Below are 18,020 nucleotides of genomic sequence, written 5' to 3' on the forward strand. Positions count from 1 at the left end.
GCCATGCTGGCCGATCTGCTCGCCGCGCTGAGCTTTCAGGCCGGCTACAACACGCGCATCGTGCTGATCGGCGCCGTGCTGCTGGGTACGGCGGCCGGGCTGGTCGGCACCTTCACCCTGCTGCGCGGCCGGGCGCTGGTCAGCGACGCGCTGGGGCATGCCACGCTGCCGGGCGTGGTGCTGGCCTTCATCGCGGGCTCGGCGCTCGGGCTGTCCAGCCGCAACCTGCCGCTGCTGCTGGCGGGGGCGGCGGCCAGCGGGGCGCTGGCGGTGTGGCTGGTGCACCTGCTGTCCCACCACACGCGGCTGACCGAGGACACCGCCATCGCCGCGGTGCTGGGATCCTCCTTCGGGCTGGGGGTGGTGCTGCTGTCGGTGGCGCAGCGCCTGCCGACCGGCGGACAGGCGGGGCTCGGCACCTTCATCCTGGGCCAGACCGCGGGCATGACGGAGGGGGAGGTGTGGACCATGGCGGGGCTGGCGGCGCTCGCCATCCTGGCGTCGGTGGCGCTGTTCAAGGAATTCCGCCTGATCTGCTTCGATCCCGACTTCGCGCGCGGCATCGGCTGGCCGGTGCAGCGGCTGGATCTGCTGCTGCTGGCGCTGGTCGTGGTGGTGACGGTGGCCGGGTTGCAGACGGTCGGGCTGGTGCTGGTCGTCGCCTTCCTGGTCATCCCGCCGGTGGCCGCCCGCTTCTGGTCCGACCGGCTCGACCGCATCCTGCTGCTGGCCGGGCTGTTCGGCGGGGTCAGCGGGGCCGTCGGGGCCGCCCTGTCGGCGGCGCTGCCGGGCCTGCCGACCGGCGCCGTCATCGTGCTGGTCGCCGGCACCCTGTTCCTGCTCAGCCTGCTGTTCGCCCCGCGCCGCGGCGTCGTCGCCACCCTGCTCCGCCAGGGCAGCATGGGCTTCCGGCTGGCGGTGGTGAAGGCGCTGTCCGACCGCCGCCGTGGCCCTGCCGCTCCGGTGTCGGGCACGGTCGCCCTGTGGCTGCGCGCCCGCGGACTGACCACCCGCGACGGCGCCCTGACGCCCAGGGGCGAAGCGGCGGCGGAGCGGGCCGACCGCAACCTCGCCCTGTGGGAGCGACTGACCCGCACCGACCCCAACGCCATCCCCGACACCGCCCTCTGGGGCATCGACGACGCCACCCGCGTGCTGCCGCAGGCGACGCTGGCGCGGCTGCGGGAGGGAACCGCCCGATGACCCTGCTCGACTTCCTGCAACTCGACCTGCCCGCCGGGCTGACGGCGGTGCTGGCCTCCTCGCTGTGTGCGATGCTCGGCAATTTCCTGGTGCTGCGGCGGCAGGCGCTGGTGGGCGACGCGATCTCGCACGCGGTGCTGCCGGGGATCGTCGTCGGCTTCGTGCTGGCGGGCAGCCGCGACACCGTCACCGTGATGCTGGGTGCCACCGCGGCGGCGGCGCTGGCGGCGGTGCTGATCGAGGCGGTGCGGCGGCTGGGCCGGGTGGAGGCGGCGGCCAGCATGGGGGTGGTCTTCACCGTCATGTTCGCCGGCGGTGTGGTGCTGATCGAACAGGCCGCCGCCCACGCGGTCGATCTCGACGCCGACTGCGTGCTCTACGGCCAGCTCGAGGATGTGCTGTGGCTGGCGCCGACCGGGCTGGCCTCCCTGCTCGACCCCGCGGCGCTGGCCGAGCTGCCGCGCGAGCTGGTGACGCTGGCGGCCATGAACCTGGCGGTCGGGCTGCTGATCGCGCTGTTCTGGAAGGAGCTGCGCATCACCTCCTTCGACCCGGCGCTCGCCTCGGCCATCGGCATCCCGGCGGGGCTTTTCCATTACGGGCTGGTGCTGCTGCTGGCGCTGGCCGCGGTCGCCAGCTTCGAGGCGGTGGGTTCCATCCTCGTCGTCGCCATGCTCGCCTGCCCGGCGGCGGCGGCGCGGATGCTGACCGACCGCTACGGCCGGCAGTTCGCGCTCAGCCTCGCCATCGGGACCGGCAGCGGGCTGCTCGGCTACACGCTCGCCGGACCGCTGCTGCTGCTGTTGGGGATGGACTGGTCGCTGAACGCCGCGGGGATGATCGCGGTGGTCGCCGGTGCGGTGCTGGTGCTGGCGGTGCTGTTCGGCCCGCATCACGGCGTGCTGGCGAAGCGCCGGGCGCGCCGCATGGCGGGAGCCGTCTGACCGGGCCGGTCGGTGGATTCCCACCCGGTCGGCAGAGTCCCAGCGCCAGCGACGGTCGCCAGACTCCCAACCCGTCACATGATCCCGATCCGCTCCCGTGCCTTGGCGATGGGTGGACGCGAGGGGTGGAGCACCACGCCGGCCTCCTCCACGTCGATGCGCGCGTCGGGGTAGGCGGCGAGTGCCGTCTTCAGGCTGTCGATGAAGGCCGGCTTGAAGTGCTTGAGCAGCGCGAAGCCCGAACCGAACTGCGAAAACAGCGCCGGCCAGCTCACCTTGGTGGTCTTGGTCAGGGCGTGCAGGCGGTAGGCGGTCCAGATGTAGACGTCGATCGCCATCGACTTGTTGGCGAGGTGGCGCAGCGCCGTCTCCGACACCGGCACCGGGTGGTCGATCAGCGAGCGGTAGAAGGCCTCGTTCAGCCGCACGCACTCCTGCCACAGGGTCGGCTGGTTGTCGTTCATCGTGCCGGCGAGGCTGAACTCGTTCTCCACGAAGGCGCCGTTGGTGCGCAGCTCGCCACCGGCCACGTCGGTGAAGAAGGTCAGGCGGCAGGCGCCGATGCGCCGGGCCTGCTCGGTGACGAGGCGGTAGGTCGCCCCGCCCGTCGTGCCCATGCCCATGGCGGTCATCCACGCCTTCATCGACCGCCCGAGCTCGACTTCGCGCGAGCTGGTGCGCACCGCCTGCGTCTGGAGGTAGATCAGGATCATCCGGGCCTTGGACCCGTAAGGAATGCCGATCGGCTTGGCCTGCCGGTCGCGGCCGGATTCCACGAGGAGGGTGACGCGGTGCCCCTCCTTGCGCCACACTTCCTCGTGCGTGTCCTTGTGGGGCAGCGAGGTCAGCGCGAAGCCGGCGTGGCAGATGCCGAGCTGGTGCTCCTCCTCCGCCATCACGGCGGCGGCGATGTCCAGCCGCTGCCGCTCGGCCTTGTCGAGGACGAGCTGACGGGCCTTGTCGAGGCCATGTTCGAGGAGAAGTTCACGGACGTCGGTCATGGCCGTATTAACCGTTTCCGCGAAGGAATGGTCAAATGGGAATCTGCCGACGTTGGGAATCCGCCGACGGAACTAGTAGCTGTTATTCGTTTCTATTTGCTTGGTCGGCAGACTCCACGGGAAAGCCCGAGTCGCGGTCGCCACATTCCCATATCCGGTCGGTGGACTCCCAGCGAAGGGACCGCGCCGGACGGCCTCTCCCTGGGACTCCACCGACCGGAACCGCGAATCGCCGCGGCTCGTCGGCGGCGTGATTCGGGCCTGGGAATCTTCCGACCGGGCCGCCGCCGTCGGAGGTCGGGAGATTCCCAGGCCGGTCGTGTTAGGCTGGCGCCGCCCGCGAACCGCATGGGACTCTGCCGACCATGACCACCCCGCCCGCCAGCTTGCCTGTCGTCGAGATCGAGTATTGCCGCCAGTGCCGCTGGCTGCTGCGCGCCGCCTGGATGGCGCAGGAGCTGCTGACCACCTTCGAGGACGAGCTCGGCGGCGTCACGCTGGTGCCCGGCACCGGCGGCGTCTTCATCGTGCGCACGGCCGGCACGGTGGTGTGGTCGCGCAAGGAGGAGGGGCGGTTCCCGGACATCACCGAGCTGAAGCAGCGCGTGCGCGACGTCGCCGCACCCGACAAGCCGCTCGGACATGCCGACCGGAAGAAGGGGGAGGCGGTCGCATCGGGCCCCCACCCCAACCCTCCACCATCTCCGACGGGGGAGGGGGCATAAGAAAGCCCTCCCCTGCGAAGTGGGGGAGGGTTGGGTGGGCGCGCAACGCGGGGGCTTAAGCCCCCGCCAGCCCCAGCAGCGCCCGCGCCTCCGCCGGCGTCGCCGGGCGGCTGCCGTGGCGGGCGCAGGCGGCGGCCGCGATGCCGACCAGCTCGGCGTTGCTGGCGGCCAGACGGTCGGTGCCGACGCGCAGATTGTCTTCCAGCCCGGTGCGCAGATGGCCGCCCAGCTCCAGCGCCCAGTCGTGCACCTCCGCCTGATGGCGCCCGACGCCGGCCAGCGTCCAGGTGGAGCCCGGCAGCAGCTCGTTCAGCTCGGCCAGCATGAATTCCACCGCCTTGCGGCGCGCCGGCATGGCGTTCTTCAGCCCGACTACGAACTGCACGTGCAGCGGCGTGCGCAGCAGCCCGCGCTTCACCAGCGCCTGCGCGGAATAGAGCATGGACAGGTCGAAGATCTCGATCTCCGGCTTGATCCCGTGCTCGAGCATGGAGCCGGCGAGGCTGTCGATGAGTTCCGGGTGGTTCTCGTAGATCATGCCGGGGAAGTTGACCGACCCGGTGGACAGCGACGCCATGTCCGGCTTCAGCGGCAGGGCGCTGCCGCGCAGGCTGGCGTCGCGCCCGCGGCCGCCGGTGGAGAACTGCACGATCATGCCGGGGCAGGCCGCCCGCACCCCCTCCTGCACCGCCGCGAAATAGGCGGGGTCGGAGGAGGAGGTCTCGTCGGCGTTGCGGGCGTGCACATGCAGCACCGTCGCCCCCGCCTCGAACGCCCCGCGGGCGGACTCCACCACCTCCGCCGGGGTGATCGGCACCGCGGGGTTGTCCTTCTTGCGCGGGACGGACCCGTTGACGGCGACGGTGATGATGGTGGGCGTCACGGCTGTGTCTCCTTGGCTTTCCCATGCGCGGCGAGCGCGCGGTCGATGAAATCCCCGGCCGAGCCGACATAGCCCAGCGGGTCGAACAGGCGGTCCAGCGCGTCCGCGTCGAGCGCGCCGGCGATGACGGAATCCTCGGCCAGCACCGTGCGCAGCGGGCGGCCCGCTGCGGCGGCGCGCTTGGTGGCCTCGGACACCCGGCCGTGCGCCGCCATGCGGCCGAGCCGTTCGCCCAGCGCCATGGTCACCGCCTCCGCCATGATGGCGCCGTGGGTGAGGTCGAGGTTGGCGCGCATGCGCGCCGCGTCGATTTCCAGCCCGGCGACGGCCGTGGCCGCATGGCGCGCCGATCCGGCGACGATGCGGCACAAATCCGGCAGCGCCTGCCATTCCGCGTGCCAGCCGCCCAGCCCGCGCTCATGCTCCTGCACCATGCCGGCCAGCAGCCCGCCGACCAGCCCCGGCGCGCGCACGGCCGCCTGGAGCATCACCGCCGCCGCCACCGGGTTGCGCTTGTGCGGCATGGTGGAGGAGCCGCCGCGGCCGGGGGCTGCCGGCTCGAACGCCTCCGCCACCTCCACCTGCATCAGCAAGGACAGGTCGCGCCCGATGGTGCCCAGCGTGCCCGCCAGCAGCCCCAGAGCCGTCGCCAACTCCAGCACACGGTCGCGGGTGGCGTGCCAGGGCAGGGCGGGCAGCGGCAGGTCCAGCTCGTCGGCCAGAGCCTCGGCCACCGCCATACCGCGGTCGCCCAGCGCCGCCAGCGTCCCCGCCGCGCCGCCGAACTGGAGCGCCAGCCGGCCGCGTGCGGCGGCGATGCGCGCGCGGTCGCGGCCGACCGCGTCCAGCCAGGTCGCGGCCTTCAGGCCGAAGGTGGTGGGCAGCGCGTGCTGCAGCCAAGTGCGCGCCACCACCGGCGTGTCGCGATGCCGCCGCGCCAGATCCGCCAGCGCGTCGGCAAGGCGGGACAGGTCGCCGTCCAGCCCGCGCAGGAAATCGCGCAGTTGCAGCACCAGCCCGCTGTCCATGGCGTCCTGGCTGGTGGCGCCCCAATGGACGAAGCGCGCGGCGTCGGCGTCCGTTTCGGCGACCCGGCGGGTCAGGTGCTTGACCATCGGGATGGCGGTGTTGCCGGCCAGCGCCGCCTCCGCACCCAGGGCCGCGAGGTCATAGAGCGACGCGTCGCAGGCCGCGGCGATGGGACCGGCCGCCGCCGCCGGGATCACGCCCGCCCGCACCTCCGCCCGCGCCAGCGCCGCCTCGAAATCCAGCATGCCCTGGAGCCGGCGCGAAGGCGCGAAGGCCGCCGCCGCCTCCGCCGTGGTGAACAGCGGGTCCAGAAGGGGATCGGGCAGGGAGTCGGGCAACGGGCCGCCGCCGGAGCCGCCGGTCATGGGTGTCTCATCCTCCGCATTCGTTGAGCGGACACTGCGCGCGCTCGACCCCCTTGTCAAGGGCGAAAAACGCATGTATCGTTCGGTTATCGCCCATAACGGGGCAGGCGCGGAGGAAGCGGATGATGGCGGCGGAGCCGAATGCGGGTGTGGACGCGCCAATAGACGCCGACGATCCGAACTTCATGACTTCGTTGGCCCGCGGCCTGTCGGTCATCCGCGCCTTCACGGAGCGGGAGCCGAACCTGACCATCGCCGACGTGGCCCGCATCACCGGCCTGCCGCGCGCCGCCGCACGGCGCTGCCTGCTGACGCTGGAGCGGCTGGGCTACGCCGGCACCGACGGGCGAACCTTCTTCCTGCGCCCGCGCATCCTGGCGTTGGGCTACTCGTTCCTGTCCTCGGCCCCGCTCGCCACCATCCTCGGGCCGGTGCTGGAGGGGGTGAGCCGGGAGCTGCAGGAATCCTCCTCCGCCGCCGTGATGGACGAGGACGAGGTGCTGTACATCGCCCGCTCCGCCACCAAGCGCATCATGTCGGTGGGGCTGAACGTCGGCAGCCGGCTGCCCGCCTACTGCACCTCCATGGGGCGCGTCCTGCTGGCCCATTTGCCGGAGGCCGAGGTCGCCGCCTATCTCGACCGCGTGACCCTGCGTCGATTCACCAGCCGCACCATCACCGACCGGGCGCTCCTGCTGGAGGAGCTGGATCGGGTGCGCGCCCAGGGCTGGTCGATGCTCGACCAGGAGCTGGAGATCGGCCTGTGCTCGCTGGCCGTGCCGGTCGCCAACACCGCCGGCACCGTGGTCGCCGCGATCAACGTCAGCGCCCAGGCGGCGCGGGTCGACCGCGCGGAGATGACCGGCCGCTTCCTGCCGGTGCTCCAGGCCGCGGCGTCGGACACGCGCGCGTTGTTGGTGCGATAACCGCACGCGCGGACCAATAATCGCCCTTGACGCGACGATCCGCCACACGGTAGGTTCGGGTCGGAACAATTCCAAAAAACAACGACGGCAGGGTCGGCCGCGAGCGGCGGCGACGGCCCGCCAGAGGCTGGATGGGAGAGAGACATGAGCCCAGTGCTGCGCACCGCCCTGTTCGGGACCGCGGTCGGTCTGGCCCTGATGGCCGGGCCGGCGCTCGCCGCCACCATCAAGGTCGGCGTCATCGCCCCCTTCTCCGGCCCCTTCGCGACGGCCGGCCAGACCTTCAAGCAGGCGATCGAGGTCTATCAGGCGCAGCACGGCAAGACGGTGGGCGGCGACACCATCGAGTTCGTCTTCAAGGACCTCGACCAGGCCAACCCGGCCCAGAGCAAGGCGCTGGCGCAGGAGCTGATCGTCAAGGAGAAGGTCGGCTACCTCGCCGGCTTCTTCTTCACCCCCGACGCGCTGGCGGTGGCCCCGCTGATCGACGAGGCGAAGATCCCCTGCGTCATCTTCAACGCCGCGACGTCCGCCATCACCGAGAAGTCGCCGCTGTACGTGCGTACGTCCTTCACGCTCTGGCAGGCGTCCGTGCCGCTGGCGGACTATGTGCACAAGCAGGGCGTGAAGAAGGTGATCACCGCGGTCAGCGACTACGGGCCCGGCATCGACGGCGAGACCGCGTTCAAGACCACCTTCGAGAAGGCCGGCGGGCAGGTGGTGGACACCATCCGCATGCCGCTGAAGTCCACCGACTTCGCCCCCTTCATGCAACGCATCAAGGACAGCGGTGCGGAGGCCATCTACGCCTTCCTGCCCGCCGGCCCGACCACGCTGGCCTTCGCCAAGGCGTTCAACGACACCGGGCTTAAGGCCGCCGGCATCAAGTTCTTCGGCCCCGGCGACATCACGCAGGAGCCGGACCTGCCGGCGCTGGGCGACGCCGCTCTGGGCATCGTGACCTCCTTCCACTACAGCCAGGCGCACGACAGCGCCATGAACAAGGCCTTCGTCGCCAAGCACAAGGAGCTGTTCGGCTCGACCCAGACGGTGACCTTCACCTCGGTCGGCGCCTATGACGGCACCCACCTGATCTACAAGATGGTGGAGGCCACGGGCGGCAAGTCCGACGGTGCCAAGGCGGTGGACGCCATCAAGAACCTGAGCTGGGAAAGCCCGCGCGGGCCGCTGAAGCTCGATCCCGCCTCGCGCACCGTCATCCAGACCATGTACATCCGCGAGACGGTGCGCGGCGCCGACGGCCTGATCAACAAGGAGATCGCCGCCATTCCCGACCAGCCCGACTACGGCTACAAGGGCGGGAAGTAAGGGTCTCGCAGGGGGCCCCGCCGCGACCCCGTCCCATCCGGAGCCCGACCCATGCAGACCGTCTACGGGATCGTCATCGACGGCATCGCCTACGGGATGATCCTGTTCATCATCTCGGTCGGGCTGTCGGTGACGCTGGGCCTGATGCGGGTGGTGAACCTCGCGCATGGCGCCTTCGCCATGGTGGCCGGCTATCTCGCCTCCTACGCCGTGCAGGCGATGGGGGTTCCCTATCTGGTGGCGCTGCTGGCGGTGGTGGCGCTGACGGTGGCGCTGGCCCTGCCGCTGGAGCGGCTGCTCTACCGCCGCATCTACGGCTCCGCCAACGAGCTGGCGCAGGTGCTGCTGACCATCGGGCTGACCTTCGTGGTGGTGGCCTCCGTCAACTACATCTTCGGACCGACCCTGAAGCGCATCCCGCTGCCGGAGTTCCTGACCGGTACGGTCGATCTCGGCCCCAAGGAGATCCCGGCGCACCGCGCCTTCGTGATCGTGGTGGGGGTGGCGGCGTTGCTCGGGCTGTGGGGGCTGCTGGAGCGCACGGATTTCGGCATCCGCCTGCGCGCCGCGGTGGAGAATCCGGAGATGGCGGCCGCACTCGGCATCCGCACCGAGCGGCTCTACGCGATCACCTTCGGGCTGGGGGTCGGGCTGGCGGCGCTGGGCGGGGTGCTGGGGGCGGAGCTGCTGCCGCTGGAGCCCTATTACGCGCTGCGCTACATCGTGCTGTTCCTGGCGGTGGTGGCGGTCGGCGGGGCCGGCAGCATCTTCGGGTCGGCGGCGGCGGCGCTGTCGCTCGGCATCATCGACACCGCCGGCAAGTATCTGTACCCCAGCTTCGGCGAGTTCTTCTTCTACGCCGCCATCATGATCATCCTGTTCCGCTGGCCGCACGGCTTCTTCCAGGGGAAATCCGCATGACCGCGGCCGTGACCAAGGCACCCGCTGGCGCCACCGCCGCAGCGATCACCGCCATTCCGCCGCGCCCGTCGCGGGCGTTCCGGGATGCGGTGGCGGTGGCGCTGATCGCCGGGGGCGGACTGGCCGCCTATTGGATCTTTCCCGAGGATCTGGGGCTGCTCACCCGCATCCTGGCGACGTGCCTGTATGTCCTGTCGCTCGATCTGGTGCTGGGCTTCTGCGGCATCGCCACGCTGGGGCAGGCGGCGCTGTTCGGCACCGGCGCCTACGCCGCCGGCATCGCGGCGGTGCATCTGGTGGCCGACCCCATCCTGCTGCTGGTCGTCGGCGGCGTGGCGGGCGGGCTGATGGCGCTGGCGACCGGCGCCCTGGTCCTGCGCGCGCACGGGTTGACGCTGCTGATGCTGACCATCGCCGTCACCCAGCTCCTGCAGGAGCTGGCGAACAAGCTGCGCTGGCTGACCGGCGGCAGCGACGGGCTGTCGGGCGTCGAGCCCGACCCGGTGCTGGGGCTGTTCCGCTTCGACATGTACGGGCGCACCTCCTACCTGTTCGCGCTGGCGGTGCTGGTGGTGGGCGTCGTGGTGGCGCAGCGCATCGTGCGCTCGCCCTTCGGGCTGGCCTGCCGCGGCGTGAAGGAGGACCCCTTGCGCGTCGCGGCACTCGGCGGCTCGCCGCGGGGGCATCTGGTCGGCATGTACACGGTGTCCGGCGTCTTCGCCGGGGTGGCGGGGGCGCTGACCGCGGTCACCAGTGGCATCGTCGGGCTGGACAGCCTGAGCTTCACCTGGTCGGCGGAGGCGCTGGTCATGCTGGTGCTGGGCGGGGCCGGGCATCTGTATGGTGCCGTGGTGGGCACCGTCGCCTTCATGGGGGTGCATCACGTGCTGGCCTCCACCAACCCGTTCCACTGGATGCTGTTCATCGGGCTGTTCCTGATGGCGATCGTGCTGTTCGCCCCCGGCGGCATCACCGGTGGGGTCGCGCGCATCGCCGGGCTGGTCCGCCGGAGGGCGCCATGACCGCCGCGCTGCTCCAGGTCGAGCGGCTGTCGAAGAATTTCGGCGGCCTGCAGGTCTCGGCCGACATCGACATGGAACTCCACCCCGGCGACCGCTGCGCCTTGATCGGGCCGAACGGGGCGGGGAAGACCACCTTCGTCAACCTCGTCACCGGGGTGCTGAGCCCCACCGCGGGGACCGTGCGGCTGGAGGGGCGGGACATCACCGGCCTGTCGGCGCAGGCGCGGGTGCGCCTCGGCCTCGTCCGCAGCTTCCAGGTGGCGCGGCTCTTCCGGTCGATGACCGTGCGCGAGCATCTGGAGCTCGCCATACTTCAGCGCGAGCGGCGGACCTGGGCGCTCTTCGCGTCGGTCGGGCGGACCAGGGGGCTGGCCGGAGAGGTGGCCGGGCTGCTCGCCACCATGGGGCTGGGGGCGGTGGCGGACACCGCGGTCGGCCAGCTCGCCTACGGCCAGCAGCGCCTGCTGGAGATCGCGCTGGCGCTGGCGCTCAAACCGAAGGTGCTGATCCTCGACGAGCCGGCGGCGGGCGTGCCGCATTCGGAAAGCCAGCGCATCCTCGACGCGCTCGACCGGCTGCCCCCGGATCTGGCCGTGCTGATGATCGAGCACGACATGGACCTCGTCTTCCGCTTTGCCCGGCGCATCATCGTGCTGGCGCAGGGGCGGCTCCTGTGCAGCGGCAGCGCCGCCGACATCGCCGCGGACGAGCGCGTCCGCGAGGTCTATCTGGGGAGCCGGGGCCATGCCGCCCATCGCGCCTGAAACCGCCACGCCCAAATCGGCCGCGCTGGAGATCGACGGCCTGATCGCCGGCTACGGCCAGACGCGGATTCTGGAGGGGGTCGGGCTGACGGTGCCGGCCGGCGGCCGGCTGGCGGTGCTCGGCCGCAACGGGGTGGGCAAGACCACGCTGATGGCGACGCTGGTCGGCCAGACCACCCGCCACGCCGGCACCATCCGGCTGGGCGGTCGCGACATCACCGGGCTGGACAGCGCGCGCCGCGCCGCCGCCGGTCTCGGCTATGTGCCGCAGACGCGCGACGTGTTCCGCATGCTGACGGTGGAGGAGAACCTGATCACCGGGCTGAAAGGCGGGCCGCGCGACCGCATCGAGACCGCCTACGCCCTGTTCCCCCGGCTGAAGGAGCGGCGGCGCAACGGCGCCGGCAACCTGTCCGGCGGCGAACAGCAGATGCTGTCCGTCGCCCGCGCCCTGCTGGGCGAGCCGGCGGTGCTGCTGCTCGACGAGCCGCTGGAGGGGCTGGCGCCGGTCATCTGCGACCAGCTCATGGAGGCGCTGACGGGCCTGTCGATGACGGTGATCCTGGTGGAGCAGCAGATCGACCGGGCGTTGGAGTTCTGCCGCGACCTCGTCATCCTCGACCGCGGCCGCGTCGTCCACAGCGGACCCGCCGCAGCGGCCCGCGACGATCACGCGCTGCTGGAACGTCACCTGGGCGTGGCCCTGATGGCGTGAGGGCGATGGCGTGATGGCCGGTCAGCCGCACACCCCGTCCAGCCGGTCCATGCTGTAGGCGTTGGGGCAGATGCGGGCGTGCTCGGCGGCGTTGCCGTCGGCCAGGAAGCGGCGGCAGGCGGCGGTGCTGCGGCAGCCGGAGCAGACCCGTTGCATGTCGCGCAGCAGGTCCAGCCGCTCGTGCGCCAGCGCGTCCGCGTCCACCCCGTGCAGGGTCAGGGCGGCGGGCAGCAGAACCCCCACCTGCCGGGCGTGGTCCAGAACGCTGGGCAGATCCGTGTGCGACAGGCCGGCGTCGCCCAGCATCCGGTCCAACTCGCCCGGTGCCATGGCCGCCAGTTCGCGGCGGTCGCGCCAGGCATCGATGAAGCGGGCGATGGCGCCCTTGTCGGGTTTGGCTGCTCCGGGTTTCGGCACGGCGGCGGCGGTGTTCATGGCGGGCTCCCCTGAAGATTGGCCAAGTTTACGGAAGGTCCCGCGGCGCCGGCGTTGATCCGCGTCAATCCTCCGCACCGCGCACGTGCCGCTGCCGGTAGGCGAGCGGCGTCATCCCCTCCCGCTTGGTGAAGAAGCGGGAGAAATAGGCCGGGTCCTCGAAGCCCAGGTGGTAGCCGACCTCGCTCATGGTCATCGCCGTGTAGATCAGGTTGCGCTTGGCCTCCAGCAGCAGCCGGTTGTGGACGAGCTGGAGCGTGGAACAGCCGGCGACGCGCCGGCAGGCGGTGTTCAGCCGCCCCGCCGTCACCCCCAGCGCGTCGGCGTAGGCCTCCACCGCCCAATGCTCGCGGAAGCGCTGCTCGACGAGCTGGCGCAGCCGTCCGACCAGCCGCAGGTCCGGACCCGCGATGTCGGCCGCGGCGCTGCCGTCCTGCCCCAGCCGGGCGACGGTGACCAGGATCAGGGCGACATGGGCGGCGATGGCGCTGGCCCGCCCGACGCCCGACCACAGGAATTCCCGCTCCACCGCCGCGAAGGCGTGGGCCAGATCCGGCAGCGCGCGATCGCCGGGATCGAGGTCGTGCAGCAGCGGCATCTCCAGCGCCGTGCGCAAGGCCGGTTCCCGCACCCCGGCCAACGCGTCGGACACGAAGCCGTCGGACATGGTCAGCACCTGTCCCTGCGTCTCCGGCTCGAAGTCGAAGCCGTGCACCACCCCGACCGGCACGGCGAGGAAGGCCGGCGCGCGGAAGGGGCGCACCGCCTCGTCCACGCGGAACAGCCCGCCACCGCCCGACACCAGCAGCGCATGGCGCAGGCCGGTGTGCCGGTGTGGACGGATTGTCCAATCCACCAGCCGCCCGCGGGTCGGGATGGACTCCACATGGACGAAGCCCGGCTCCACCTCTCCCGGCGGTTCGCCATACAGCATGAAGGTCGGGATCGGGGCGGTCATCGGTCGTCGGTGGCGGATCGTCCTGGTGAAAAGTGCAAGAGTTCGCCGGCTTCGTCCATTTCAATGTTGGGTCAGCCAATCATATGGTTCGCCGGGAGACAACGGCCATTTCCGGGACGAACGAGGGAGAGGGAAGGGGCATGGGCACCACGGTCGAACGCACCCAGGTCGGCATCGTCGGCGCCGGGCCGGCGGGGCTGTTCCTGGCCCACATGCTGCACCGCCAGGGCATCGCGTCCGTCATCGTCGAGAGCCGCACGCGCGAGGAGATCGAGGGCACGATCCGCGCCGGCGTGCTGGAGCAATGGACGGTCGACCTGATGAACGCCATGGGGCTGGGCGACCGCATGATGCGGGAGGGGCATTTCCACAGCGGCATCACGCTGCGCTTCGACCGCCGCAGCCACCACATCGACATGGCCGGGCTGACCGGCGGCAAGCGGGTGACGGTGTACGCCCAGCACGAGGTGATCAAGGATCTGGTGGCGGCCCGGCTGGCCGACGGCGGGGACATCCGCTTCGGGGTGTCCGGCACGTCGCTGCACGGGCTGGACGGCGACCGCCCGTCGATCCGCTACCGCCGCACGCCCGACGGGCCGGAGGAGGAGCTGCGCTGCGACTTCATCGCCGGCTGCGACGGCTTCCACGGGCCGAGCCGGCAGGCGATCCCGGCAGCACTCCGCACCGAGTACCAGAAGATCTACCCGTTCGGCTGGCTGGGCATCCTGTGCAACGCCCCGCCCTCGCACCACGAGCTGATCTACGCCAGCCACGAGCGCGGCTTCTCGCTGCTCAGCACCCGCTCGCCGGAGGTGCAGCGGCTCTACATCCAATGCGATCCCACGGACGACATCGCCAACTGGTCCGACGACCGCATCTGGGCCGAGCTGCACACCCGGCTGGAGACGGTGGAGGGGTGGAGCCTGAAGGAGGGGCCGATCTTCCAGAAGGGCATCATCGCCATGCGCAGCTTCGTCTGCGACACCATGCGCCACGGCCGCCTGTTCCTGGCCGGCGACGCCGCCCACATCGTGCCGCCGACGGGGGCCAAGGGGCTGAACCTCGCGGTGGCCGACGTGCTGGTGCTGGCCCGCGCGCTGGACGCCTTCTACCGCGAGGGCCGCAGCGACGGGCTCGACGGCTATTCCGCCACCGCGCTGCGCCGGATTTGGAAGGCCGAGCGCTTCTCCTGGTACATGACCACCATGCTCCACCGCACGGAGGAGGAGACCCCCTTCGAGCGGCGCATCCGGCAGGCGGAGCTGGACTATGTCACCAGCTCCCGCGCCGCGGCGACCGCGCTGGCGGAGAACTATGTGGGGTTGGCGTTCGACTGATACGGGGCGTAGCGCCTCCCCCGCTGCGGAGCGGGGGAGGCGCTGGTTCCTATTGGTAGCCGCCTTCCTTGCGCTCCTCCGCGGCCTCTTCCTGGGCCTTCTCGTCGATCTTCTGCCCGGTCTTCGGTCCGGTCTGGGGCTTGCCGTCCTCCGCCTTTTCCGGCTTGCGGGTGTCGTCCGGCTGGTCCTTGTCCATGCGTGCTCTCCATCCTGCTGCCTGGGTGGACAACAGGCGGGGCGGGCGGATCGTCGCGTGGGTCAGGCGGGGCGCGACACCGGGTTGCCGATCAGGTCGAGGAATTCGCGGCGGGTCGAGGGATTGTCGCGGAAGACGCCGAGCAGGCGGCTGGTCACCATGGTGACGCCGGTCTTGTGCACGCCGCGGGTGGTCATGCACTGGTGCGACGCCTCCACCACCACGGCGACGCCTTGCGGCTGGAGCACGTCGGCGATGCTGTTGGCGATCTGCGCGGTCATCCTCTCCTGGATCTGCAGGCGGCGGGCGAAGGTGTCGACGACGCGCGCCAGCTTGCTGATCCCCACCACCCGCCCGGCCGGCAGATAGCCGATGTGGACGACGCCGAGGATGGGCGCCAGATGGTGCTCGCAGTGGGAGGTGAAGCGGATGTCGCGCAGCACGACCATCTCGTCATACCGCTCCACCTCCTCGAAGGTGCGCTGGAGGTCGGTGACGGGATCGGCGTCGTAGCCGCCGAACCACTCCTCGAACGCCCGCGCCACCCGGCCGGGGGTGCCCAGCAGCCCCTCGCGCGACGGGTCGTCGCCGGCCCAGCGCAGCAGGGTCCGCACGGCCTCCTCGGCCTCGGCCCGGCTGACCGTGCGGCGGCGGCTGTCGTTGGCGTGCTCCATGGCGTCGTCCTCCTTGCGAACCGTGTCGCAGGGAGGAACAGCGGCGGGGGGGCCAGGGTTGCCCCGGGGAGATGGACGCGCCGTCAGAGCGCCGCCACCGCCTCCCGGTGGCAGGCCGTCGGCTGCCACGCGATGCCGCGGCCGACGATGCCCGCCTCCCCGGCGAGGTCGAGCGCGCCGAGGCAAACCGGGGCGGCGGCTCCGCCCGCCACCACCGCCCGCGCGTCCAGCCCGACGCGGCGGCCGAGAACGGGGTGGTCGATCAGCAGCAGCCGGGCGCCGAGGTCGGCGGGCACGCTGTCCGCCGCGGCGCCGAGGTCGGCGCGGAGCGCCGGGGCGGCGTCGAGCGCCAGGGCGCCGAAGCCCATGGCGTCCACCACCGCGCTGTCGCCGATGGCGGGAAGACGGGGACGCTTCGGTGCTCCGGGCGGCCCGGCGTCGGGTCCTTCCGGCACGCCGGCGGGGGCGCTGGTCCAGCCCTGGCCGCCGGACAGGCGCAGGCCGAACTCCACCCCGTTGCCGCCGGCTGCGGTGACCAGGGCGGCCCCCGGAACGCCATCACCCGCCATCATCATCGCCTTGCAGGCCGCCATCCACAGATTGAGGAAGAACTGGCCGGCCCCGTCGAGGAAGGCCAGGGCTTCGCCATGCCCCGCGAGGCGCGGGCGCAGCAGCTCGACCAGACGCAGGGTGGCGGCCCCGGTGCGGGCATGCAGCTCGTCCCCCTCCGCCAGGGCGATGCGGGCGATGGAGCACAAGGCCACCGGTTCGGCCAACGCCGTCGCCAGCGCCGTTCCCACCACGTCGCGCAGCAGGACCAGACGTTCCACGACCGCCGGTCCGGCAAGCCCGAAACGCAGGGCCGGCCCGGCGCCCTCGTTGAGCGGGCTGTACGCGCGTACACCGGGCGTACGCGGGTCCGCCACCACCTGGAGCCATGTGGAGGCGGACACCACGGACGCGAGCGGCGTGACCACCCCCAGATCCTGCGCCGGGCGCAGCGTGACGGCGCCGTTCCGCACCATGGCGCGCGCCGTGACGAACCCGTCCGCCAGCCCCTCGAACACCAGCGCCGACGCGGCGGCGTTCAGGATCGGGGCGCAGACGGCGGCGGGGTCGCGGAAGGCGGGGCCGGCGTGCAGCAGCACGCCGGGCTCCAGCCCGATCAGCGCGGCCGCCCGGCCGCAGCCGGTCCACAGCGGGACGGCGGCGGCCATGCGGCGGGCGGCGACCAGGGTGGCGGTGTCGGCGACGGGCGCATTGGCGGCGAAATCGGGGGTCATGGCCGGTCCTCCCGGCCGCATCCCCTGCCCAGGGCCCTGCCCAGGGCCCCGCTCAAGCCCCCGCTCAGGGCAGGTGCAGCGAGGTGCGGCCGTAGTCGTTGCAGGCGTCCACCAGATGGGCGAGCGAGCGCAGGAAGGCGGCGCGCTCCTCCTTCGGCAGCGGGGCGATGGTGCGGTCGTGGGCGCGCTGGGCCTTGCGGTCCATCCGGCGCAGCAGCTTGCGCCCCTCCGGCGTGATCGCGGCCAGCCGCATGCGGCGGTCCACCGCGCTCGCCCGGCGGGTGATCAGGCCGCGGTCGGCCAGCCGGGCGAGCACCCCGGTGATGGTCGTGCGGTCAATGCCGATCTGCGCCCCCAGCGTCACCTGGTCGATGTCGGGCATCGAGGCGAGCACGGTCAGCACGCTGTACTGCACGGGGGTGATGTTGAACTCCGCGCATTCCTCCATGAACATCGCCACATGGATCTGGTGCAGGCGGCGGATCAGGAAGCCGGGGCGCTGCGCCAACGAATGGTAGGAGTCGTCGGACAGCGTGTCGTCTGTGGGCATGGGGCGCTACCGTTTGGTCCATCGGGTGTCGCATCCTAATCGGAACGGGACCGTTTCCGCCACGCCCGCCCCCACCCGCTCGTGTGGGGGCCGGCATGGTCAGGGCGCCGCGCGGCGGCCGGCGAACAGGCCCTTGACCCAGTCCTTGACCATGGCCCACAGCAGGGCGCCGGCGTTCAGCTCCCCGGCGGGAGCGGGGGCGGGAGCCGGGGCCGGGATGGCGGCGGCGGGGCCGGCGGCGGCTTCCAGGGCCGGTTCCGGCGCGGCGGCGGTGGGCGCCGGAGTGGTGGCCGGTGCCGTCGCCGCCAGCCGGGCCTCAAGGTTGCGGGCGAACTCGGCGGTCAGGCGCTGCACCAGCTCCTGCACGATGGCGCCGCGGCTGAACTGGGCCAGCGTGCCGGACAGGGTGTAGTCCACCGTCAGCGCGATGGTGGTGGCCGCACCGCCGTCGGCCTCCGTCACCGCGAAGGCCGCCTCCCCCTTGGCGCGGGAGTTGCTTTTGGCGTCGTTGCCCTGGCCGCGCAGCACGCCGGTGTGGGTGGCGTCGTCCATGACCAGCTCGCCCTGGCCGCCGAACTGCGCGGTGATGGGGCCGAGCTTCACCCGCATCTGGCCGGCGATGCTGCTGCCCTCCGGCGGCTTGGTGAGGGAGGCGCCGGGCATGCAGGGCACGACCTGTTCGGCGTCCGCCAGCATCGCCCACACCTGCGGGCGCGGGTATTGGACGACGAGGCTCTGGGTGATCTGCGGCATGGGTGGG

20 protein-coding genes are annotated in these 18,020 nt (G+C 71.8%); 10 read left to right on the forward strand and 10 right to left on the reverse strand.

Annotated elements, in window-relative coordinates:
• Positions 1-3 precede the first annotated feature (3 nt).
• Together HL658_RS08630 and HL658_RS08635 are read left to right on the forward strand one after the other, a co-directional pair.
• Complete coding sequence (locus HL658_RS08630) at positions 4-1,203, forward strand: metal ABC transporter permease (RefSeq protein ID WP_180281537.1); 1,200 nt, start codon at positions 4-6, stop codon at positions 1,201-1,203.
• Positions 1,200-2,147: a metal ABC transporter permease gene (locus HL658_RS08635; protein WP_180281538.1), complete on the forward strand. Its 948-nt coding sequence runs from the start codon at positions 1,200-1,202 to the stop codon at positions 2,145-2,147. The genes HL658_RS08630 and HL658_RS08635 overlap by 4 nt, the downstream gene beginning before the upstream one ends.
• 74 nt (positions 2,148-2,221) lie before the next feature.
• On the opposite strand, the gene HL658_RS08640 is transcribed toward HL658_RS08635, so the two are convergent.
• A complete protein-coding gene (locus tag HL658_RS08640) occupies positions 2,222-3,148 on the reverse strand; it encodes a replication protein RepA (protein WP_180281539.1) in 927 nt (308 codons plus the stop codon).
• A 365-nt stretch (positions 3,149-3,513) separates the two neighbouring features.
• Here HL658_RS08640 and HL658_RS08645 point away from each other — a divergent pair, with 365 nt between their 5' ends.
• On the forward strand, positions 3,514-3,873 hold the full coding sequence (locus tag HL658_RS08645; RefSeq protein ID WP_180281540.1) for an Rdx family protein: 360 nt from the start codon (positions 3,514-3,516) through the stop codon (positions 3,871-3,873).
• A gap of 55 nt (positions 3,874-3,928) precedes the next feature.
• On the opposite strand, the gene HL658_RS08650 is transcribed toward HL658_RS08645, so the two are convergent.
• Positions 3,929-4,756 carry a 3-oxoadipate:acetyl-CoA acetyltransferase gene (locus HL658_RS08650; RefSeq protein WP_180281541.1) on the reverse strand — a complete coding sequence of 276 codons (828 nt, stop codon included), beginning with the start codon at positions 4,754-4,756 and terminating at the stop codon, positions 3,929-3,931.
• Complete coding sequence (locus tag HL658_RS08655) at positions 4,753-6,150, reverse strand: 3-carboxy-cis,cis-muconate cycloisomerase (RefSeq protein WP_180281542.1); 1,398 nt, start codon at positions 6,148-6,150, stop codon at positions 4,753-4,755. Before HL658_RS08655 ends, HL658_RS08650 begins: the two co-directional genes overlap by 4 nt.
• 185 nt (positions 6,151-6,335) lie before the next feature.
• On the opposite strand from HL658_RS08655, the gene HL658_RS08660 reads away from it, so the two are divergent.
• The 6 genes from HL658_RS08660 to HL658_RS37660 all read left to right on the forward strand — a co-directional run bounded on the left by HL658_RS08660 (position 6,336) and on the right by HL658_RS37660 (position 11,827).
• Entirely contained in the window at positions 6,336-7,076 is a 741-nt protein-coding gene (locus tag HL658_RS08660; protein WP_246337399.1) for an IclR family transcriptional regulator domain-containing protein, read from the forward strand.
• A 144-nt stretch (positions 7,077-7,220) separates the two neighbouring features.
• Positions 7,221-8,405, forward strand: coding sequence for an ABC transporter substrate-binding protein (locus HL658_RS08665; RefSeq protein ID WP_180281544.1), 1,185 nt, complete (start codon positions 7,221-7,223; stop codon positions 8,403-8,405).
• Between the two features lie 51 nt (positions 8,406-8,456).
• Positions 8,457-9,326 carry a branched-chain amino acid ABC transporter permease gene (locus HL658_RS08670; RefSeq protein ID WP_180281545.1) on the forward strand — a complete coding sequence of 290 codons (870 nt, stop codon included), beginning with the start codon at positions 8,457-8,459 and terminating at the stop codon, positions 9,324-9,326.
• Positions 9,323-10,348: a branched-chain amino acid ABC transporter permease gene (locus HL658_RS08675; RefSeq protein ID WP_180281546.1), complete on the forward strand. Its 1,026-nt coding sequence runs from the start codon at positions 9,323-9,325 to the stop codon at positions 10,346-10,348. The genes HL658_RS08670 and HL658_RS08675 overlap by 4 nt, the downstream gene beginning before the upstream one ends.
• Positions 10,345-11,112, forward strand: a complete 768-nt coding sequence (locus HL658_RS08680) for an ABC transporter ATP-binding protein (RefSeq protein ID WP_180281547.1) — start codon at positions 10,345-10,347, stop codon at positions 11,110-11,112. Before HL658_RS08675 ends, HL658_RS08680 begins: the two co-directional genes overlap by 4 nt.
• Positions 11,093-11,827 (forward strand): ABC transporter ATP-binding protein, encoded by a 735-nt coding sequence (locus HL658_RS37660; RefSeq protein ID WP_180281548.1) that lies wholly within the window; start codon positions 11,093-11,095, stop codon positions 11,825-11,827. Before HL658_RS08680 ends, HL658_RS37660 begins: the two co-directional genes overlap by 20 nt.
• Before the next feature lie 21 nt (positions 11,828-11,848).
• Here the strand turns inward: HL658_RS37660 and HL658_RS08690 are convergent, their stop codons facing one another.
• On the reverse strand, positions 11,849-12,262 hold the full coding sequence (locus HL658_RS08690) for a DUF6455 family protein (protein WP_180281549.1): 414 nt from the start codon (positions 12,260-12,262) through the stop codon (positions 11,849-11,851).
• 64 nt (positions 12,263-12,326) lie between these two features.
• Positions 12,327-13,220, reverse strand: a complete 894-nt coding sequence (locus HL658_RS08695; protein WP_180281550.1) for a helix-turn-helix domain-containing protein — start codon at positions 13,218-13,220, stop codon at positions 12,327-12,329.
• A gap of 140 nt (positions 13,221-13,360) precedes the next feature.
• Here HL658_RS08695 and HL658_RS08700 point away from each other — a divergent pair, with 140 nt between their 5' ends.
• Complete coding sequence (locus HL658_RS08700) at positions 13,361-14,557, forward strand: 4-hydroxybenzoate 3-monooxygenase (RefSeq protein WP_180281551.1); 1,197 nt, start codon at positions 13,361-13,363, stop codon at positions 14,555-14,557.
• Between the two features lie 49 nt (positions 14,558-14,606).
• Here HL658_RS08700 and HL658_RS08705 read toward each other — a convergent pair whose 3' ends face one another.
• The 5 genes from HL658_RS08705 to HL658_RS08725 all read right to left on the reverse strand — a co-directional run bounded on the left by HL658_RS08705 (position 14,607) and on the right by HL658_RS08725 (position 18,013).
• On the reverse strand, positions 14,607-14,753 hold the full coding sequence (locus HL658_RS08705) for a hypothetical protein (protein ID WP_180281552.1): 147 nt from the start codon (positions 14,751-14,753) through the stop codon (positions 14,607-14,609).
• A gap of 62 nt (positions 14,754-14,815) precedes the next feature.
• Complete coding sequence (folE, locus tag HL658_RS08710) at positions 14,816-15,427, reverse strand: GTP cyclohydrolase I FolE (protein ID WP_180281553.1); 612 nt, start codon at positions 15,425-15,427, stop codon at positions 14,816-14,818.
• A gap of 83 nt (positions 15,428-15,510) precedes the next feature.
• Positions 15,511-16,710, reverse strand: coding sequence for an oxamate carbamoyltransferase subunit AllG family protein (locus HL658_RS08715; RefSeq protein WP_180281554.1), 1,200 nt, complete (start codon positions 16,708-16,710; stop codon positions 15,511-15,513).
• Positions 16,711-16,774: 64 nt separating this feature from the next.
• Positions 16,775-17,260, reverse strand: coding sequence for a MarR family winged helix-turn-helix transcriptional regulator (locus HL658_RS08720; RefSeq protein ID WP_180281555.1), 486 nt, complete (start codon positions 17,258-17,260; stop codon positions 16,775-16,777).
• A 99-nt stretch (positions 17,261-17,359) separates the two neighbouring features.
• Positions 17,360-18,013 carry an SRPBCC family protein gene (locus HL658_RS08725; RefSeq protein WP_180281556.1) on the reverse strand — a complete coding sequence of 218 codons (654 nt, stop codon included), beginning with the start codon at positions 18,011-18,013 and terminating at the stop codon, positions 17,360-17,362.
• Between the last annotated feature and the right edge of the window lie 7 nt (positions 18,014-18,020).

Origin of the sequence: Azospirillum oleiclasticum, assembly GCF_013423485.1 — a bacterium.
Lineage (GTDB): Bacteria > Pseudomonadota > Alphaproteobacteria > Azospirillales > Azospirillaceae > Azospirillum > Azospirillum oleiclasticum.

Bases quoted from the DNA above. Each gene is read 5' to 3' on its own strand.
- HL658_RS08630 (WP_180281537.1), top strand. From the start codon at position 4: ATGCTGGCCGATCTGCTCGCCGCGCTGAGCTTTCAGGCCGGCTACAAC.
- HL658_RS08635 (WP_180281538.1), top strand. From the start codon at position 1,200: ATGACCCTGCTCGACTTCCTGCAACTCGACCTGCCCGCCGGGCTGACG.
- HL658_RS08640 (WP_180281539.1), bottom strand. From the start codon at position 3,148: ATGACCGACGTCCGTGAACTTCTCCTCGAACATGGCCTCGACAAGGCC.
- HL658_RS08645 (WP_180281540.1), top strand. From the start codon at position 3,514: ATGACCACCCCGCCCGCCAGCTTGCCTGTCGTCGAGATCGAGTATTGC.
- HL658_RS08655 (WP_180281542.1), bottom strand. From the start codon at position 6,150: ATGACCGGCGGCTCCGGCGGCGGCCCGTTGCCCGACTCCCTGCCCGAT.
- HL658_RS08660 (WP_246337399.1), top strand. From the start codon at position 6,336: ATGACTTCGTTGGCCCGCGGCCTGTCGGTCATCCGCGCCTTCACGGAG.
- HL658_RS08665 (WP_180281544.1), top strand. From the start codon at position 7,221: ATGAGCCCAGTGCTGCGCACCGCCCTGTTCGGGACCGCGGTCGGTCTG.
- HL658_RS08670 (WP_180281545.1), top strand. From the start codon at position 8,457: ATGCAGACCGTCTACGGGATCGTCATCGACGGCATCGCCTACGGGATG.
- HL658_RS08675 (WP_180281546.1), top strand. From the start codon at position 9,323: ATGACCGCGGCCGTGACCAAGGCACCCGCTGGCGCCACCGCCGCAGCG.
- HL658_RS08680 (WP_180281547.1), top strand. From the start codon at position 10,345: ATGACCGCCGCGCTGCTCCAGGTCGAGCGGCTGTCGAAGAATTTCGGC.
- HL658_RS37660 (WP_180281548.1), top strand. From the start codon at position 11,093: ATGCCGCCCATCGCGCCTGAAACCGCCACGCCCAAATCGGCCGCGCTG.
- HL658_RS08690 (WP_180281549.1), bottom strand. From the start codon at position 12,262: ATGAACACCGCCGCCGCCGTGCCGAAACCCGGAGCAGCCAAACCCGAC.
- HL658_RS08695 (WP_180281550.1), bottom strand. From the start codon at position 13,220: ATGACCGCCCCGATCCCGACCTTCATGCTGTATGGCGAACCGCCGGGA.
- HL658_RS08700 (WP_180281551.1), top strand. From the start codon at position 13,361: ATGGGCACCACGGTCGAACGCACCCAGGTCGGCATCGTCGGCGCCGGG.
- HL658_RS08705 (WP_180281552.1), bottom strand. From the start codon at position 14,753: ATGGACAAGGACCAGCCGGACGACACCCGCAAGCCGGAAAAGGCGGAG.
- folE (WP_180281553.1), bottom strand. From the start codon at position 15,427: ATGGAGCACGCCAACGACAGCCGCCGCCGCACGGTCAGCCGGGCCGAG.
- HL658_RS08715 (WP_180281554.1), bottom strand. From the start codon at position 16,710: ATGACCCCCGATTTCGCCGCCAATGCGCCCGTCGCCGACACCGCCACC.
- HL658_RS08720 (WP_180281555.1), bottom strand. From the start codon at position 17,260: ATGCCCACAGACGACACGCTGTCCGACGACTCCTACCATTCGTTGGCG.
- HL658_RS08725 (WP_180281556.1), bottom strand. From the start codon at position 18,013: ATGCCGCAGATCACCCAGAGCCTCGTCGTCCAATACCCGCGCCCGCAG.